A 15,390-nucleotide genomic window follows, 5' to 3' on the forward strand; every position below is an offset into this window, starting at 1 on the left:
TGACGAAAAGTATCAATCTAGGATTGATTAAGAGCTAACCCATATTATTTGCAGCAGGTGCAACACCGTGAACCTCCAACGTCTGCGCTACTTCGCCGCCGTGGCCGAAGAACTCCACTTCGGACGGGCCGCCGATCGCCTGCACATGTCCCAGCCTCCGCTCAGCCAGCAGATCCGCCTGCTCGAGCACGAGCTGGACACCACCCTGTTCGACCGCAGCACGCGACGGGTCACCCTCACTGACGCCGGAACGTTCCTGTACCCCGAAGCTGTCCGCCTGCTGGCTGCCGCAGACGGCGTCGAGCGCCTCATGGAACAGCGCAGGCACGGCCAGGCGGGCACGCTGCGGGTGGGATTCGTCGACTCCGCGGCGTATGAGGTAATGCCGCGCGTGCTGGCCGAGTACCGCCGGCGCCGGCCCAAGGTCGACTTCGAGCTGCACACGCTGAGCTCCGACGAGCAGGTCAAGGCCCTGCGGGCCGGAGGGATCGATCTGGGCATCGGCAGGGCCGCTGCCGATGCCGACGGCGTGGAGGCAACACTCGTGATGCACGAGCGGCTGCTGCTGGCAGCCAGCGCGTCCCACCGCCTCGCCGCATCCGGTGCCGCGTACCTGGGCGAGCTTGCCGGTGAGCCGATCATCGGATTCGACCGCAATGTGTCCCCCAGCCTGCACGCTGTGCTCGCCGGGATGCTCAGCGCCCAAGGCGTCGCCTATGACCCGACGATCGAAGCGACGGAATACACCACCATCCTCGGATTCGTGGCGGCGGGCGAGGGCGTCGCCATCGTGCCCGCAAGCGTGCAGACGTTCCGACCGCCTGGCCTCTACTACGCACCCATCAGCGACGCCGCGGCCTCGGTCCCCCTGCTGCTGCTCACCCGCTCAGGCGAGCCGCTGCCGCTCGTGGCCCAAGCCCTCGACGTCGTGGCCGAGCTCTACGGTCCGGCGTCGGCGGCCTGAGTCGTCAATCTCGACTGCGGTTCAGATGGCGAGGTCGTTGAGGTTGTAGTCGCGGATGACGCGCTCGAAGGTCTCGTCGTTGAAACGGAAGTCGTCCTCGAGGCCGACGAAGGGCGCATAGGTATAGCGGCGCTCGTCGGGACGGTGCTGGGCCCGGGCGTCGATAGCCACGGCAATCACCGATGACCGCTTGAACACCCGCTCCTCGTCGTAGACGATCGCTGCGTCGCGCTCGTGCACCCGAAGCTGGCCGGCCACGCCCAGCACCGAGCTGCGCCGGTGGAAGCCGAACGTGATCGAGATCCGCGGATCTGCCGACGTGTTGGCGTACGAGCCGTGGATCATGTGACGGTTCACCACCGTCGCATCGCCCGGCTCGCACAGCAGCGGGATGGCATCGGGCAGCATCACGCTGCCGCCGTTGTCAGCCACCTTGGCTCGCAGGTCGATGCGCCCCGCAGTGTGCGAGCCCGGCACGACCCACAGGGCATTCGCCGCCGTGGTCTCATACAGCTGCACTTGGAAGTTGAAGCCGTGGATGCCCATGTCCCAGTCGGGGTTGTCCCAGTGGGTCACACCGTCCTGATGCCACGACACCGAGCCGCCGAGCCCGGGCTCCTTCACGAAGATCGCGTCGTTGTAGGGGACGAAGTCGGGGCCGTTGATGCTCTCGGCGATCGACATCAGGTCCGGGTGCCCGTACAGGCGCAGCGCCGAGGGCATCGACTGGCACATGCCGAAGATCAGGTACACCACGTCGGGCGGGGCATCGGCATCGGGCATGGGCTGGTCCATCTGCACCTGGTGGCGGCCCGCCAGCGCGCTGGTGCCGCCCCACGGGTCCGACAGCGGCGCGACGTGGATGTAGGGCTCGACGGCGCAGTCCCGCCCCAGCGCAGGGCGGCCGTGCTTGTCCACGTCGGCGCCCTTGCGCACCGGCGCGCGCTCGATCACCTCGGCCACGTCGGCTCGCAGCTCGGCGATCTCGTCGGCATCGACCACGCCGGTGAACACATAGAAGCCGTGCTTCCAGAAGTCGTCCAGGATGTCGGGGTGCAGCTTGCCGTCGGGGCCGAACCGGACCGGCCCCCGGTTGCCGGTGTCGTGCGCGCGCTGCACTCCCTCGGCGAGGTAGTCGGCCATCTCAGCGAGATGCTCGGCTCTCGTCGGCGTGTCAGCCGTCCGTACCGGATCCGCAACGTCTGTCATCGCATTCCCCCAACAGTGCCTGTCGCGACGATGGTAATCGGGCAACTCGCAGGCTCTCTCGTGCACGGCTCGGCTCTGCGAGCATGAGCCCATGGAGTTTCACGAGTACGCAGACCGATACCGCACCGCCGAGGTGACCCGCGACGACGCCGGCGTGGTGACCGTGCGCATGCACACCCGCGACGGCCCGCTGCAGTGGGGCGGCCGCCCCCACCGCGAGCTGCCCGAACTGTTCATGGCGCTCGCCTCCGACCGTGACATCAAGGTGGTCATCCTCACCGGCACCGGCGAGTCGTTCATCGAGCTGCCCGATGAGGTCAATGCGCTCGCCGAAGGGCGCGCCAACGCAACCGTGTGGGACCGCATCATCTGGGAAGGCAACCGGCTGGTCGACCAGATGCTCGACATCGAGGTGCCGATGATCGCGGCGGTGAACGGCCCGGTGACCGTGCACTCCGAGCTGGCGGTCCTCTGCGACATCGTGCTGGCCGCCGAGGGCGCCTACTTCCAGGATGCGCCGCACTTCCCCGGCGGGCTCGTGCCCGGCGACAGCATGCAGATCGTCTGGCCGCTGCTGCTCGGACCCAACAGGGGCCGCTACTTCCTGCTGACCGGCCAGCAGATCGGCGCGACCGAAGCCCACGAGCTGGGCATAGTCGGCGAAGTGCTGCCCGTCGGCGGCCTGATGGCCCGCGCCCAAGAGATTGCTGCGGACCTAGCCCAGCTCAACCCGATCCTGCTGCGCAACACACGGCACGCCTTGGTGCGCCCGCTGCGGCGCGCCATGGCCGACGACCTGCACACCGGCCTCGCCCTAGAAGCAATCGCCTCGATGTCAGCCCGCGAGTGGTTCCGCGACCAAACGCCCGAAGAGTCCTGAGTGCACTGGCGGATGGAACAGATGCCATAGCTGCGGAGGCGGCAGTGGACTCTGCGAGGTTGGAACCTGCCGGATTCCCGGAGCAGAGGGCGCTGCCGCCTTCGCAGCGGGCGTACCTATGCGTTTGGCCTGTCAGCCGGTGATGGCGTCGAGCGTCTCTTCGCTGGGAGCGAAGTAGAACGAGCCCGACGCCGGGTTCGAGAAGTCGGTGATCGCGTCGCGCACGCCATTCGCGTCATCGAGCCCGTACATCCGCCGCAGACGACGCCGCAGCGGAGCCTGATCCTTGCAGAAGGCCATGAAGTACAGCCCCACGGTGCCGTCGTGGAACGCGTACGGCGTGGAGCGGCGGGCGATCTCGTTGATCTTGTCGCTGCCCTCGTTGCCGTGGTTGCCGTCGGCACGCAGCTCGACGTGACTGAGGTGGCTGTAAGGCTCCTGGCTGTCGGTCTTGTCGGTTTCGGGGTACTTCTTGCGCCCGAAGTTCTTCTCCTGCTGATCGTCCGACAGGGCGTTCCAGCCGTCGAGGTCGTGCACCCAGCGCTGGGCGATGATGTGGCTGCCGCCCGCACCCGGATCGCCGTCGGGCACGATGGCCACGGCGGGCTGGTCTTCGTCGGCGGGGTTGCCGGTGCCGTCCTTGAAGCCGGTCATGTCGAGCGAATCGCCGTAGATGAACGTCGGCGTCTCACGAGCCACGGCCATGTGGCCGGCCAGCGCGGTGCGGGCGTCGTACTGCACCTTCCACACCTTGTCCTTGTCGTCGTGGTTCAGCCACAGCAGCAGCTCTTCCTGCGTGCCCTTGGCCTCGCGCCCGGAGCCATCCTCGGACTTGACGGTCACGTACTCCTGGAAGTCCTCGGGCACGTCGTCGGTCAGATCCGGCAGCAGGCCGGGACCGATGCCGACGGTCAGGTTGATGCCCTGTTCGTCTGCGGCAGCCCTGGTGGCCGCGATGACGGACTTGATGACACCGAGGTCAGCGCCCTCGACGCGACTCAGGTGGACATACCACTGGTTGGCGCCCATCTCGTTGAAGATGGCCTTCTGCGGCGTCGGCATCGTTGCTCCTTGAGGGTGTGATTGGTGCGACGTGAAGCGGCCGCGCCGGACGCCGCGGGGCGCCAAGGCGTGACTGCCGTGGCTGATCGTAGGCCAACCGACGCGCCACGCGCACCCTCGCTTCTGCCGCTGCTGCCCGACTGCTGAATGGTTGCTCACGCTGTGCCAGCATGATGCAATCGGCCGTCGCACCCGACGGCCACGACCAGCGGAGAAGCGCCCATGAGCATCGCAACTGCAGCGGCCACACCGGCCCGCCCGTATGACGCCGCGCTGCCCATCAGGGACGATCTGGCGGCAGCCCACGGCGAGATCGCCGCGCGCTGGTCGCGGCCGGGGACCTGGTGGACTGGGGCCCAGCGTGCCGAGATCGTCCGCCAGGTGCGTGCAGCACGCGACCATCGCACCGACGACGGCGGCGCGCTGCCGCCCTGGGTGCAGCCCAGCAGCATCGACGGCCTCGTCGATCCCGATGGCCCGCTGCCCGCCGCAGCCGTCGACGCCATTTGGCGCATCACCAATCACCCCGGCACGCTCACCGAGGACTGGTACCAGTCGATCATCGACCGCGGCGTCGATCCGCTGGCCTACGTGGAGCTGGTGGGCCTCGTGGCGCAGTCCAACTGCGTCGACCGCTTCGCCGACGCATTGGAGCTGCCCCGGATCGAACTCAACGAGCCTGCCGACGGCCCGCCTGGCAGGGAAGGAGCACCCGCGGCGGTCAAGTACCACTGGGTTCCCACGGCCGATCTCAAGATGCCCAATGTCATCAAGGCGCTCAGCGCCGTGCCGGCGGAGAACGAGGCACTGTTCATCCTGTCCGATGCCCAGTACGTGCCGATGGAGCGGGTGCGCGGCGATGTGGTGGCCGACCGCAACTCGCTGACTCGCCCGCAGATCGAAGTGCTCGCGGCGCGCACGTCCAAGCTCAACGAGTGCTTCTACTGAACGTCTGCACATGCGTTGCTGCTCGGTCTGAGCGGCCAGCAAAAGGACATGGACGTCAGCTACGAGACCGTCAACGGATCCAGCGACGGTGACGGCGGCGTGCCCCACGGCGCGCTGCTGGCGCGCCTCGCCGAGGCGATGTGGGAGGGCGACGCCGAGGCCACCGCTGCCGCACGTGCCGCAGTGGTCGACGCCGCCGGCGCCGACGTCATGGTGGATGCGGTCGCCGTCAGCGCCAACTTCCACATGATGACGCGAGTCGCCGACGGCACCGGCACCCCGCTGGACCCCGGCACCTACGACATGTCGGCGCCCGTGCGCGAGGCCTGTGACCTCAACGGCTTCGTGTCGCGCCGCGATCCCCAAGGCGACCGCCAGACCGCCCAGGGAGCGTCGAACTGACGACCCGAGCTGACAACCCGGCATCGGCGCCGGGGCACGGAGCAAGAAGTTCCGGCGACCCGGCCTCGGTCTCAGGACCTGAAGCGCTTGGTCGGCAGGTGCGGGCCGACATAGCCCACATGCACCTTGCCGGTGTTGCGACCGGTGTCGTCGTGAAAATAGAGCCTCGGTGCGAGTCCGCCGTTGGACAGCTTGAGATGCGCCTCCATGACGATGTGGCCTGCGTCGCTGACCCGCGCCGACACCGGCATCTCCCGCAGGCGTCTCAGCTCGGGTCGCCTCATCACCTCTTCGGATTCGCGCATGGCCAGCTTCTTCGAGTTCGCGAACCATTTGCGCGGATGCTTGCTCGACTTGCACCAGTCCCGAAAGTCGCCGAACTCGGCGCCCGAATGGGCGTAGGCCTCGAGTGCAAGCAGCCCGTCGAACACGCTGCGCGCCCATGACCGCGCCTCGATCGAGTTGTCCAGCTCGGCGACGTGCTGATCGATCTCGGGCGGGATCTCGACCCTGACGAGGTTGGCCCGAGCGAGCTGCAGCGCGTGGCTCACCGACGTCACCGGCGGGTACTTCCTGCCAGCGGCATCGGTGACCATCGGGGTGCCGGCTTCGCCGACTCGCACCAGCATCTCCACCATCTGGTCTTCCTTGTCGATGAGCTTCTCCTGGAGCTCCTCGGTGCGAAGCTGCGCCAGCTCGAGCTCGTCCTGCATGTCGAGGACCTGCTGGGACATCTCGTCGCGCTGATCCCGGGCGGCCTGTCGCTGCTCACGCGTCTCGAACAACGCTTCCCACAGATCGTCACGCTCGGATTCGAGCGCCTCGATGCGCTCATGAAGGCCAGAGCCGGACGCCAGTTCGGGCGCCCTGCGCTGACTGCCGAGCTCGGCTTGAGACTGGCTGAAGAGGGTGGGCGGCTCGCGCTCGACCATGGCAAGGCTCAGCAGCTGACTGGCCCAGCGGCCGGCCTGATGCGCGTCCGATCGCACTACCTCCTTGGCGAGGGTGCGATGCCGGTGCGGTTCGTGCTGGCCCGGCAGGTACAGCCGCGCCTCGCCCGGCTCCAGGTCCATCTCGCCGCCGATCAGGCGCTGAAACGGCGTCAGCGTCTCCAGCGGCATGACGAAGACGCGAGCCAGACCGGCGACTTGGGAAGCTGCGCTCTGCGCTCGCCGGGTCATGTCGCCGAGTGCTGTGTTGGGGTTGATGGGATCCCACGCCAGCACGAGATACGGGACCGGACGATCAGGCGACAGGACCGCATTGCGGATCGCCTTGGCGTGCTCGGCATCACGGACCGGCACCGGTGACGTCGTGAGCGGTTCGCGGCCGAGGTGGGGCCGTCCGCCCCGGCGGTGAGCAGTGTCGAGCAGCTCGGACACGAGCGACTCGGCCCCCGTCGAGCGCAGTTGAGCCCAGCGTGACTGCCCTGAATCCGAGCCCGCCGCAGCGGAGACCCCCGGATCGACTGCGCCCAGGCTCACCGGCACCGAAGCAAGGGGAGGTGCCTCGACGTCCACCCAGACCCAGGCCTCGCCGTTGCCGCTGAGCACGCGGATTCTGACCACCGACCTGCCCAGCGCGGCGTGCTGGGCGAGCTCCAGCGTCGTCGTAGTGACGCCGCCGTTGGTCCGGGTGGCCCGCGTCAGGTCGACGCGGGTTCCGTTCTCCTGCGCGATGTGGTCGCCCTCCCCACCGTCAGATTCGACATCGGCCACGTCGAGATGCGGGTGCTGCATCTGGGCCCATGCTCGAAAGCTGCGCGCCACATGCTTGTGCAGCCCAGAGCCCTCGTCTTCCCACATGACGCGGTAGATCACCTCGAGGGCAGCAAGATCGTCGTCGGTCACGTCCTGATCGTTGTCAAGCACGTCTCCCCCACGTCGTCATTCCGAGCGAGACGGAGAACGAGCACCGCCATTCGCTGGAGCCTGCGGGATCGGAATGCCGCTGGGGCATTCCGGCAGCCATGGCTAGCCCTGTTCGTAAACAGGCGTGATGAGGGCCCGGGCCAGCGTCGTGCCGAACATGTTGAAGCCGCAGATTGCCGGCGAGACGCTCTCATCGATCGGCAGCGAGGCAACGTTCAGCGCGTGCACGGCGAACATGTAGCGGTGCGGGCCATGGCCCGCGGGCGGCGCCGAGCCCAGGTAGCCGGACAGCCCGGCGTCGTTGCGGAGCTGCTTGGCTCCGTCGGGCAGCCCGCTGCCCTCGGCATTGCCGGCACCCGAGGCAAGCTCAGCGCACGACGCAGGGATGTCATACACCACCCAGTGCCAGAATCCGCTGCCGGTGGGCGCGTCGGGATCGAAACAGGTCACGGCGTAGCTCTGGGTGCCATCAGGCGCACCCGACCACGCGAGATGCGGCGATCGATCTTCGCCGCCAGCGCCGAAGATGCCCGAGACCTGCGGCATCGGCAGCATCTGCCCCTCAGCCACATCGTCGCTGCGCACCTCGAACGACGCGACTGCAGGAAGGAAGTCATAGGGGCTCGGAGGTTGTGGCATCACGAGTGTCTTTCTGTTCACCTGCCCGAGGGCGGCTGCGCTCGGACAGTTGACACTATTCGTTGCACTGCGCTAGACAAGCCGCGTGTTCACCGCTCGGGGTGTGAACTCCGAGCTGCACATCACACAACCCAAACTGACAGACCAAGGACCGGCCCGCTTCGGCGGGTCGGTCTTTGGGTTACACAGCCCGGCCCGCTTCGGCGGGTCGGTCTTTGGGTTACACAGCCCGGCCGCCGCATGATCTGATCCTGCAATCGGTTGCAGAATCGGGGCAGACTGACCGCAGGCACGTTGCCGCAGGTGGCGGCGCTGCCCGGAACATGACTGGAGACGGCGTGACGCCTGACAGCCCGACATCGGACCGCCGCCCGTCTTCGCCCCAATTGTCTTTGCCATGGTGGACTGACGCCGTCGGCTACCAGGTGTATCTGCGATCCTTCGCCGACTCGAACGACGACGGCGTCGGCGACCTGGCCGGCATCCGGTCCAAGCTCGGCTACCTGAGCGACCTCGGGGTCGACTTCATCTGGGTGACGCCCTTCTATCCCACGCCCGGGCACGACTGGGGCTACGACGTCGCTGACTACTGCGACGTCGACCCGCTGTTCGGCGATCTGGCCGCCTTCGACGCGCTGGTGGCCGACGCCGCCGGTCGCGGCATCCGCGTCGTGACCGACCTGGTGCCCAATCACACGAGCAGTGCTCACCGATGGTTCCAGGCCGCACTCGGCAACGCCGGCGAAGCCGAGCGGGCTCGCTACCGCGACTACTACATCTGGCGCGACCCCGCCCCCGACGGCGGTCCGCCGAACAACTGGGTGGGCTACTTCGGCGGTCCGGCGTGGACGCTGGAGCCTGAGTCCGGCCAGTACTACCTGCACCTGTTCCTGACGTCGCAGCCGGATCTGAATTGGCGCAATCCGGCGGTGGCCGACGAGTGGGACGACATCTTGCGGTTCTGGCTCGACCGCGGTGTCGCCGGCTTCCGGGTCGACGTGGCCGGCGGCCTGGTCAAGGACGCTGGGCTGCGCTCGAACCCGCAGCTCCTTCCCATCCCGCCCCGAGCGTCCCGCTGGGAGCAGTGGGATTGCTTCGAGCATCTCTACGACGTCTTCCAGCCTGAGAGCCAGGACGTCTTCCGGCGCTGGCGCAAGATCTGCGATTCCTACGGGGCGTTCCTGCACGGGGAGACGTACCACCTCGATCCGCGGGGCATGGACGATCTGCTGCCGCCCGACGGCATGCACGGCGGCTACTGGTTCGCGCCGATGCACATCGATTGGGACGCCGGCGAGATTCGCAGAACGCTCCGCGGCCCGTCGAGCGCCTTGGCCGACCGCCTGGTGTGGGCGATGAGCAGCCACGACATGCCACGGGCGCCGACCCGCTTCGCGTCGGCGCCCGACGCCGACCGCGCCGCGGGGACCCCGCAGCATTGGGGTGCAGCGCGCACCCTTGCCTTCAACGTGCTCGCCGCGTTCCTGCCCGGCACCCTGGTGCTGTACCAGGGCGAGGAGCTCGGCCTGGCCGACGGCGAGGTGGCTGCAGAGGACAAGCTGGATCCCGTCGGTCCCGACGACGACGTCGGCGCCGGCCGAGACGGCTGCCGCACCCCGATGCCCTGGGGCGACGGCCCGCACAACGGTTTCTCGGCCGCCGAGCCGTGGCTGCGCTCTGCCGCGCGTCCCTCGGGCGAGACGGCCGCTGCGCAGTCCAACGACGAGCGGTCATGGCTGGGGGCCTATCGGGCGCTGCTCGACACCCAGCAGCGGGTGCGATCCGTGCTCTCGAATGGATCTGCTGACGGCGAGGACGCCGTGGAGTGGATCGACAGCGGCCGCGGACCGGTCATCTCGTACCGCCGGGGCCGCATCGGGGTCGCTGCGAGCGTCGGCGACGACTCCCACGAAGTGGAGATCCCGGCCATCGCCACCGTGCTGTATGACTCGTCGGCGGCGTGTCCCCATCCCTATGACGGGGTAGCCGAATCCGGAGCGCCCGCAGGATCGAGACAGTCGAACGGGACCTATCTGCTCGCCCCGGCGAGCGCGATGGTGTGGCAGGAATGACGGGTCCCATGGTTCGGATCGGCGACGTCGCCCGAGCCGCGGGAGTATCCACTGCGACGGTCAGCCGGGCATTGCGGGGGTTGCCCCATGTCGCCTCAGCCACACGGCAGAGAGTGCTCACGGCCGCTGCCGAACTCGACTACCGGCCCAACCTGCCCGCAGCACGGCTGGCCGCAGGGACGACCAACACGATCGCCGCGGCGGTGCCCGACCCAGCCGCCTGGTTCAACGCGACGATCGTGGGCGCGCTGGGCCGTCACACGACCGCAGCGGGATACGACCTGTTGCTGTCGGGCGTCGCCAACTCCGACGAACGCCGTCGCTTCATAGAGCTGAACGGCGTCAGATCGGGTCGCAGCGATGCGGTAGTGCTGATCGACGTCGCCGTGGGTCCCGATGTGGCGAGCGCCTTCGTGGCGCAAGGCGGCTGTGCTGTCACGGTCGGCTTCCGGACGGCGGCGCTCAGCTCGGTGACGGTGGACAACGTGGCGGTCGGCCGCACCGCCACCGAGCTCCTGCTCGACAACGGCCACCGGCGCATCGGGTTGCTCAGCCTCAGCAGCGGGGATTCGCTCAACTTCTCCATCCCCAGCCGGCGAGCAGAGGGCTATGCCCGGGCGCACAGCGCAGCGGGGCTGACGCCTGATCCGGCGATGACCGTTTCGACGAGCAACAGCTGGGCCGAGGCACGACGCGCGGCCCACGTGCTGCTCGGGGCCGCGGAGCCGCCGACTGCGATCTTCGCCATGTGCGACGAGCAGGCGTTCGGCGCCATGCTCGCGGCGCGCGATCTGGGTCTGAGCGTCGGTGACGATCTGTCGCTCGTCGGCGTCGATGACCACGACCAGAGCCGTCTCGTGGGCTTGACGACCGTGCGCCAGCACGTTGCTGACCAGGGTGTCGCCGCTGCGGAGCTGGTGCTGCGGTCGCTGGAGGCTGCCACGCCTGCACCCCAGCACATCCAGCTCGACACCGAGCTGATCGTCCGCGATTCAGTGGGTTCGCCGTGAGATACCCGGCGGGCGCGTCCATTCGGCAGTCGGCTAGGCTTCGGCAACCGTGTCTGCAAGCGCTTGCAACATGCGCGGGCGCACCGGTTTGCGGTCCCCCAGGGAGGAACACATGAGAGACCACAGCAACAGACGCACCCGACTCCGCTGGGCGCGTCTCCTGGCCATCGCGCTGGCCTTCGGGCTCATCGCGGCGGCGTGCGGCAGCGATGACGACGGAGACGCCGAAGAGGCGCCGGCCGCGACCGAGGCGATGGCCGACGAGTCGATGGACGACTCCATGGATGACGAGTCGATGGACGACTCCATGGATGACGACATGTCCGACGACATGATGGACCTGTCGGGCACCAAGGTGACCGTCTTCGGTCCCGAGTCCAGCGACGAGGAAGCCGGTGCGCTGCGAGATGCGCTCGACCACTTCGCCGCCCAGACCGGCATCGAGATCAGCTACACCGGTGCCCGCGACGCCGCGGACCAGATCAACGCACAAGCTGCCGGCGGCAACCCGCCGGACATCTTCATCTTCCCGCAGCCGGGCAAGCTGGCCGACTTCGCACGTGACGGCCACCTCATCGCGCTGCCCGACGATGTCATCGCAGCCATGAACGAGCACTGGACGCCCGCCTGGACGGCGTTCGGCGATGTCGACGGAACCCAGTACGGCATCCCGAACAAGTCGGACCTGAAGTCGCTGGTGTGGTACAAGCCGGCGCTGTTCGAGTCGAAGGGCTACTCGGTGCCCGGCACCTGGGACGAGCTCAAGGCGCTGTCGGCCGAGATGATCGCCAACGGCGACACCCCCTTCTGCATCGGCATCGAGAGCGGCCCGGCCACCGGCTGGACCTTCACCGACTGGGTCGAAGACCTGATGCTGCGCTTCCACACGCCCGCCGAATACGACGCATGGGTCGCCGGCGAACTGGCCTTCTCCAGCGCCGAAGTCAGCGGTGTGTTCACCGAGGTGCTCGACCTGTGGAACACGCCGGGCATGGTGTTCGCCGCGGGCGGCTCCATCGCCGCCACTCCATTCGGCGACAACGGCCAGCCGCTGGTCGACGACGACTGCATGATGCACCGTCAGGCGTCCTTCTACGCGGCGTTCATCCCGGAGGGAACCGCATTCGCCGACGGCTCGGCCGATGCCGTGGACACCTTCTACTTCCCGTCGGTCAAGGGCGACCAGCCTGTGCTGGGCGCCGGCACCCTGGTGGGCGCCTTCCGCGACGCTCCCGAGGTGTGGGAAGTCATGAAGTACTTCGCCAGCTCCACCTACGCCGAGGTGCGCCAGCAGGCACAGACCGAGCGCAAGGGCGGTGGCCTGTCCGGCTTCCTGTCGGCAGCGACGAACCAGGACCCGAGCGTGTACCAGCCGCTCGAGCAGTCGTTCCTCGACATCCTGCAGAACGCCGATGTCGTGCGCTTCGACGGTTCAGACCTGATGCCCGCCGAAGTCGGCGCCGGCACCTTCTGGACCGAGGGCACCGCCGTCGTCAACGGCGACAAGACCGTTGCCGAGGCAACGCAAGCCATCGACGACAGCTGGCCGCAGTAGGCGGCGGCAGTCGTTCGAGGACGGCTGAGAGACAACATGCGTGAACGGAGGCCGGCCCGCCGACGTGGGCCGGCCTCCGGCGCGTACGGACATCCGTTGAGCCTTCCGGGGAGGTGCGCCGACTCACGGCTCTCCCCGCCGGCCGGTCGCCTGTAAGACTGCGACGATGGCAGCGCTGTGGGGTGCCTTTCTGGGCATCGTGATCTCCGTCGGCGCCAGCGCCGCCGTGTTCTGGGGCACCCACCGGCTGTTCGGACTGGTCGAGCGCCGCTGGGCCGTCGTGGCGGCGGTGGCGGGTGTGCTCGTCGGCGCAGGCGCGGGCGCGGTGGCGGCGGGACTCCGCAGATGCATCGCAGTCGAGGGTTCCCGCAACGATGAGTGCACGCCGCTGCTGGACGGTCCCTCATTCGGGTGGATCAACCCGACCCTCATGTGGATTGTCATCGGAGCTGCTGTGTTCGGGCTGGCAGGTGCGGCAGTCGGTGTGAAGCGGTCTCCTGCCGGTGACCGCATTGCCACGCTGCAGGGCCGGCTGCGAGCGCTCACGTTCGTGGGGCCGGCGATGCTGTTCGTCGCGCTGGGGCTGATCGTGCCGCTGCTGCGCACCATCTACCTGTCGCTGTTCGACAAGGCGGGCGAGAGCTTCCGCGGGCTCGCCAACTACGGCGAGATCTTCACCAACGCGCAGAGTGTGGATCTGTCGGGCTGGGCAGGCATCTTCGGCAGCCGGTTGTTCTGGGGCAGCCTCATTTTGTTCGCCATTGCAACCCTCATCGCGATGAGTCGGGGCCGCAGTCGCGGCGTCAGGGCCGACGTGTCGGCTAGCACCGTCGGGATCGGGCTCGGCGGCGGCCTGCTGCTGAGCTTCGCCGTGTTCGCCAACCTGCGCGGCACCGTCATGAACAACCTGTGGTGGGTGGTGGCGGTCACCTTCCTGTCCACGGCGCTGGGCCTGCTGGCCGCAGTGATCGCCGACCGCACCAAGCGCGAGTCGTTCGCCAAGAGCCTGATCTTCCTGCCGATGGCGATCTCCTTCGTCGGCGCGGGGATCATCTGGCGCTTCATGTACATCGCCCGGCCGCCGCAGAAGTCCCAGACCGGACTGCTCAACGCCATCTGGGTTTGGCTGGGCACGCTGCGGCCGTCGAGCGGCGGCGCGTGGACCGCCGTTGCTGTGCTGGCCGCCGTCACTGTCCTGCTCACCGCGCTGTGCGCATTCGGCGTGCGGCGGCGGCAGTCGGCGATCGCTGTGGGGTCGGCGGTTGCGGCCATCCCGCTGCTGTGGCTGATCTACCGCTTCCTGGGTCCCGGTGTGGGCGGCTCGGCGCTCGGTCCCAATGACGAGCCGATCGCGGGGACCATCCTGTTCGTCCAGGAATCGCCCTTCAACAACGTGTGGTTGATGGTGGTGCTCATCTGGATTCAGACGGGGTTCGCCATGGTCATCCTGTCGGCGGCGATCAAGGCCGTGCCGGCCGACCTGATCGAGGCGGCCCGCGTCGACGGCGCCGACGAGCGCCAGGTGTTCTTCGGGGTGACGCTGCCCACCATCGTGCCCACCATCACGGTGGTCATGACCGCCATGATCGTGCTGGTCATGAAAGTGTTCGACATCGTGCGGGTGATGACCAACGGCAACTTCGGCACGCAGGTCATCGCCAACGAGATGTGGCAGCGCAGCTTCACCGAGTTCAACCTGGGGCTGGGTTCGGCCCTGGCGGTGGTGCTGTTCCTGGGCGTGGTGCCCGTCATGGGCCTCAACATCAGACGGATGCAGCGCGGTGAGTAGCGCCGCCGAGACCGCAGCGGCCGCAGGGCCGGCAGGCAGCGGTTCGGCGCAGCGCGGGCGGCGAGGCCCCGACCGCGTCGGGCGGGCGGTGTACCGCTTCCTGCGCTCGATACCGGCCTGGGTGCTGTGGCTGATGGTGATCGTCTGGAGCGTTCCCACCGGCAGCCTGTTCCTCAACTCGTTCCGGCACCGTGACGACCAGCGCGCCTCGGGCTGGTGGACGTCGTTCACCGAAGGCAACTGGACGCTGGAGAACTACGCCGATGTGCTGTCGTCGGGCGAGCAGACCGGCGGGCTGTGGCAGGCGCTGCTGAACTCGTTCGCCATCGCCATCCCGGCGACGATCATCCCCATCGCCATCGCCGCCCTGGCGGCGTACGCGTTCGCGTGGATCCCGTTTCGAGGCCGCGAGTGGCTGTTCATCGGCACGGTCTCGCTGCTGGCCCTGCCCAACCAGGTGGCGTTGCTGCCGCTGCTGCAGATGTTCGCCGGCGGTGCCCACTGGACCCTTCCCGGCACCGAGATCGTCGTCACGCTGTTCCCCGACTTCAGCCTCGCCGGCACCGCGACGGCGGTCTGGCTGACCCACACCGCGTTCGCCCTGCCGTTCGCCATCTTCCTGCTGCACAACTACATCTCGACGCTGCCCGGTGAGCTGTTCGAGGCGGCCCGCATCGACGGCGCCGATCACTTCACCATCTTCTGGCGCATCGTGGTACCGCTGTCGGTTCCCGCCCTGGCGGCCTTCGCCATCTTCCAGTTCCTCTGGACTTGGAACGATTACCTGATCGCCCTGACGATGCTCGGCGCGGCAGGCGAGAACTACCCCGCCACCATCAAGATCGCCTCGATGGCCGGCGAGTTCGGCCTGCGCGAACACCTGCTGTCGGCGGGCGCCTTCGTGCAGGCAGGCGTGCCGATGCTCGTGTTCTTCTTCCTGCAGCGCTTCTTCGTGCGCGGGCTGCTGGCCGGCTCGGTGAAGTCTTGAC

At 68.1% G+C, this 15,390-nt stretch carries 13 protein-coding genes; 9 read left to right on the plus strand and 4 right to left on the minus strand.

Annotation, left to right across the window (positions count from 1 at the left end; all coding sequences use genetic code 11):
• The first annotated feature begins 67 nt into the window (after positions 1-67).
• Positions 68-964 (plus strand): LysR family transcriptional regulator, encoded by an 897-nt coding sequence (locus ACOGI5_RS02620; protein WP_419862921.1) that lies wholly within the window; start codon positions 68-70, stop codon positions 962-964.
• 21 nt (positions 965-985) lie between these two features.
• Here ACOGI5_RS02620 and ACOGI5_RS02625 read toward each other — a convergent pair whose 3' ends face one another.
• Positions 986-2,173, minus strand: a complete 1,188-nt coding sequence (locus ACOGI5_RS02625) for a phytanoyl-CoA dioxygenase family protein (RefSeq protein ID WP_419862922.1) — start codon at positions 2,171-2,173, stop codon at positions 986-988.
• Between the two features lie 91 nt (positions 2,174-2,264).
• Here ACOGI5_RS02625 and ACOGI5_RS02630 point away from each other — a divergent pair, with 91 nt between their 5' ends.
• On the plus strand, positions 2,265-3,053 hold the full coding sequence (locus ACOGI5_RS02630) for an enoyl-CoA hydratase/isomerase family protein (protein ID WP_419862923.1): 789 nt from the start codon (positions 2,265-2,267) through the stop codon (positions 3,051-3,053).
• A gap of 132 nt (positions 3,054-3,185) precedes the next feature.
• On the opposite strand, the gene ACOGI5_RS02635 is transcribed toward ACOGI5_RS02630, so the two are convergent.
• On the minus strand, positions 3,186-4,115 hold the full coding sequence (locus ACOGI5_RS02635) for a Dyp-type peroxidase (RefSeq protein WP_419862924.1): 930 nt from the start codon (positions 4,113-4,115) through the stop codon (positions 3,186-3,188).
• Positions 4,116-4,337: 222 nt separating this feature from the next.
• Between ACOGI5_RS02635 and ACOGI5_RS02640 the strand changes: the two genes are divergently transcribed.
• Together ACOGI5_RS02640 and ACOGI5_RS02645 are read left to right on the plus strand one after the other, a co-directional pair.
• Entirely contained in the window at positions 4,338-5,063 is a 726-nt protein-coding gene (locus ACOGI5_RS02640) for an alkylhydroperoxidase-related (seleno)protein (RefSeq protein ID WP_419862925.1), read from the plus strand.
• Between the two features lie 48 nt (positions 5,064-5,111).
• Entirely contained in the window at positions 5,112-5,465 is a 354-nt protein-coding gene (locus ACOGI5_RS02645) for a hypothetical protein (RefSeq protein WP_419862926.1), read from the plus strand.
• A gap of 71 nt (positions 5,466-5,536) precedes the next feature.
• On the opposite strand, the gene ACOGI5_RS02650 is transcribed toward ACOGI5_RS02645, so the two are convergent.
• Both ACOGI5_RS02650 and ACOGI5_RS02655 read right to left on the minus strand, forming a co-directional pair.
• Positions 5,537-7,336, minus strand: coding sequence for a hypothetical protein (locus tag ACOGI5_RS02650; RefSeq protein ID WP_419862927.1), 1,800 nt, complete (start codon positions 7,334-7,336; stop codon positions 5,537-5,539).
• 102 nt (positions 7,337-7,438) lie between these two features.
• Positions 7,439-7,975 (minus strand): YbhB/YbcL family Raf kinase inhibitor-like protein, encoded by a 537-nt coding sequence (locus ACOGI5_RS02655; protein ID WP_419862928.1) that lies wholly within the window; start codon positions 7,973-7,975, stop codon positions 7,439-7,441.
• Between the two features lie 392 nt (positions 7,976-8,367).
• Between ACOGI5_RS02655 and ACOGI5_RS02660 the strand changes: the two genes are divergently transcribed.
• The 5 genes from ACOGI5_RS02660 (at position 8,368) to ACOGI5_RS02680 (ending at position 15,389) form a co-directional block, all read left to right on the plus strand.
• Positions 8,368-10,047 (plus strand): alpha-amylase family glycosyl hydrolase, encoded by a 1,680-nt coding sequence (locus ACOGI5_RS02660; protein ID WP_419862929.1) that lies wholly within the window; start codon positions 8,368-8,370, stop codon positions 10,045-10,047.
• Positions 10,044-11,057: a LacI family DNA-binding transcriptional regulator gene (locus tag ACOGI5_RS02665; protein WP_419862930.1), complete on the plus strand. Its 1,014-nt coding sequence runs from the start codon at positions 10,044-10,046 to the stop codon at positions 11,055-11,057. Before ACOGI5_RS02660 ends, ACOGI5_RS02665 begins: the two co-directional genes overlap by 4 nt.
• Positions 11,058-11,169: 112 nt before the next feature.
• Positions 11,170-12,612 (plus strand): ABC transporter substrate-binding protein, encoded by a 1,443-nt coding sequence (locus ACOGI5_RS02670; protein ID WP_419862931.1) that lies wholly within the window; start codon positions 11,170-11,172, stop codon positions 12,610-12,612.
• A gap of 166 nt (positions 12,613-12,778) precedes the next feature.
• Positions 12,779-14,401, plus strand: coding sequence for a carbohydrate ABC transporter permease (locus tag ACOGI5_RS02675; protein WP_419862932.1), 1,623 nt, complete (start codon positions 12,779-12,781; stop codon positions 14,399-14,401).
• Positions 14,394-15,389, plus strand: a complete 996-nt coding sequence (locus ACOGI5_RS02680) for a carbohydrate ABC transporter permease (protein ID WP_419862933.1) — start codon at positions 14,394-14,396, stop codon at positions 15,387-15,389. The genes ACOGI5_RS02675 and ACOGI5_RS02680 overlap by 8 nt, the downstream gene beginning before the upstream one ends.
• The last annotated feature ends 1 nt before the right edge of the window (position 15,390 follow it).

The sequence above is a fragment of the Candidatus Poriferisodalis sp. genome (genome assembly GCF_965208925.1).
Classification (GTDB): Bacteria; Actinomycetota; Acidimicrobiia; order Acidimicrobiales; family Poriferisodalaceae; genus Poriferisodalis.